Source organism: bacterium, assembly GCA_026398675.1.
Lineage (GTDB): Bacteria > RBG-13-66-14 > RBG-13-66-14 > RBG-13-66-14 > RBG-13-66-14 > RBG-13-66-14.
Window position 1 is genome coordinate 1 of the sequence record JAPLSK010000409.1, and the last position, 2523, is coordinate 2523.

General features: G+C 66.1%; 2 protein-coding genes. Both read right to left on the reverse strand.

The features are described 5' to 3' along the window. Nucleotides 1-29: 29 nt before the first annotated feature. Entirely contained in the window at nucleotides 30-704 is a 675-nt protein-coding gene (locus NTW26_11980) for a glycosyltransferase family 2 protein (protein MCX7022966.1), read from the reverse strand. 606 nt (nucleotides 705-1310) lie between these two features. After that, nucleotides 1311-2354: an L-threonine 3-dehydrogenase gene (gene tdh / locus NTW26_11985; protein MCX7022967.1), complete on the reverse strand. Its 1044-nt coding sequence runs from the start codon at nucleotides 2352-2354 to the stop codon at nucleotides 1311-1313. Nucleotides 2355-2523: the final 169 nt, after the last annotated feature.

Here is a 2523-nt window from a genome sequence, read left to right on the forward strand (position 1 = left end):
CCACAGGGAGAGGGAAACCGATACGTCGGCTACCACAGCTCGCCCAGGAGGCGGAACCACACCCCGACGAAGCGCAGGGTGTCGAGGACGACGTTCATCTTGCTGACGGAATTATTCGGGTACACGGTGGGGATGGGCACGGGGGCGAGGCGGGCCCCGGCGCGGGCGGCGCGGACGAGCTGCTCGCTCTCGGCGGCGAAGCGGTCCGACCGGGTCATCGCCGCCTCCAGAACCCAGCGGCGTATCGCCCGCATCCCGCACTGGGAGTCTTCGATTCTCGCGCCGGCGAGAAAACCGACCAGGCGGGTGGTGACGCGGTTGGAGAAAACGCGCGCGGCGGGCATTTTCGACAAATCGGCCATGCGGTCGCCGTAGGCCAGGTCCGCCCCGTCGGCGAGTTTTTGCAGAAACGCCGGGATCAGCTCCGGCGGGTGCTGGCCGTCGGCGTCCAGGGTGACCACGGCGCGAAAACCCTCGGCCAGGGCGTAGAGGAACCCCTGGCGCAGGGCGTGCCCCTTGCCGCGGTTGGGCGGGGGGAGGTTCAGCACCAGGGCCCCGGCGTCGGCGGCCTCTTCCGCCGTTTCGTCGGTGGAGGCGTCGTTGACCACCAGCACCTCGGGCAGGTGCTCGAGGACGCCGGAGATGACCGGGGCGATGCGCGGCTCCTCGTTGTAGGCCGGGATGACGGCGAGGATTTTTGCCATGCGCAAACTCTTGTGAAAAGGCGTTACCAGAGTATAGCATTTAAAGGGGGGAGCCGGGCGGTTCCCCACTTGGCCCGCGCCTGGCGGGTTGCGATGACGTAGGGGCGGGTCTTTAGACCCGCCTGCGGGCCGACCTAAACGGCGCGCCGTCGGTCGGCCCCTACGAGGGTGGCGTGCAATTCACATCTCAACCACAGGGGCGGGTTACCACAACCGACACGGGCGACCGTGGACGGTCGCCCCTACGGGTTGGATTCGCGCGGGATGGACGTAGGGCGGCCCCGTGGGACGGGTCCCCTGCGGGCCGCCGCCGCGTTTACGTTCCCAGCCTCGACCCTCACCCTAGCCCGTAGGCGAGCCTCTCCCTGGAAGGGAGAGGGGGATAGGCGGCAACCCTAACCCCGGCAGTCTCCTAAATGTAGGGCGGGGATTTTTAACCCCGCCGTATTCACGTTCCCAGCCTCGACCCTCACCCCGGCCCGTACCTCGCAGGTCTCCCACGGGGAGAGGGAGTTCCACCCCCCACCCTAGCCCGTAAGCGCGCTTCCCCCCAAAGGGGGGAGGGGACATGCAGGCCTCCCACGGGGAGAGGGGGGCCGTATCCCCCTACGGGTGCAGGACTATCTTGCCGCTCTCGCCGGAGGCCATGAGCGCGAAGCCCTTGGCGTACTCCTCCAGGGGGAAGGTGTGGGTGATGGCGGGGGAGATGTCCAGGATCCCCGAGGCGAGGAACTGCTTGGCCTTGTACCAGGTGGTGTACATGCGGCGGCCGACGATGCCGTAGATGCGGGCGTTCTTGAAAATCACCCCGTCGTTCAGGTCCACCTTCACGTCGGAGTCGAATAGGCCCAAGAGGGATACCCGCCCCCCGTAGGCCAGGGCCTTGAGCCCCTGGGCCAGGGCGGTCGGTGCGCCGGAGAGCTCCAGGAGCACCTCGACCCCGACCCCGCCGGTCAGCTCGCGGATTTTCGGAACCGGGTCACCCTCGGTGACGTTGAATACGTGGTCCGCCCCGACCTTTTTCGCCAGTTCGAGCCGGTAGGGCGACACGTCGCTGGCGAAGATGGTGGTGGCCCCGGAGGCGCGCGCCACGAGTATGGCCAGCACCCCCAGCGGCCCACATCCGGTCACCAGCACCGTTTTCCCCGCCACGTCCTCGGCCAGGACGGTGTCCAGTGCGTTGCCAAGCGGTTCCTGGGTGGAGGCCTGGTCCGCCGGAATGGCCCGGTCGTTCTGCCAAACGACCACCTCGGGCACGGTCAAGTACTCGGCGAAGCAGCCGTCGCGGTCCACCCCGAGGATTTTCAGATTCAGGCAGATGTGCTGCTTTTCGGTCTTGCAGGCCCAACAGTGGCCGCAGGGAATGTGGGTCTCGGCGGAGACGTAGTCGCCCACCCGGACATTCGCGACCCGAGAGCCGATCTCGACGACCTCGCCGGCGAGCTCGTGGCCCAGGGTTTGGGGGAGGTTTTTGATGCGTCGGGCGGCCCATTCGTTCCACTGGTAGATGTGCTGGTCGGTGCCGCAGATGCTGGTGGAGGCGACCTTTACCAGGACTTCGTCCTCGGCGGGCGCGGGGATGTCCACTTCGACCAGTTCGGCGCCGGGGCCCGGCTTGAGCTTGCGGACGGCCTTCATCGTCTCTGCCACTTCGGCTCCTTGGGTGGCGGTTTTAAAAATTTTTGGGATAACTTAGTGTTCCTGGACCATCCTTAGTCTCATCTACAAAGCTAGATAAAGGGCTTACGAGGATGCTATCATGTCACATGAACCGGAGGCATGGTGGCAAACAGAGAGTCCGAGGATCGGCATGTCAAAT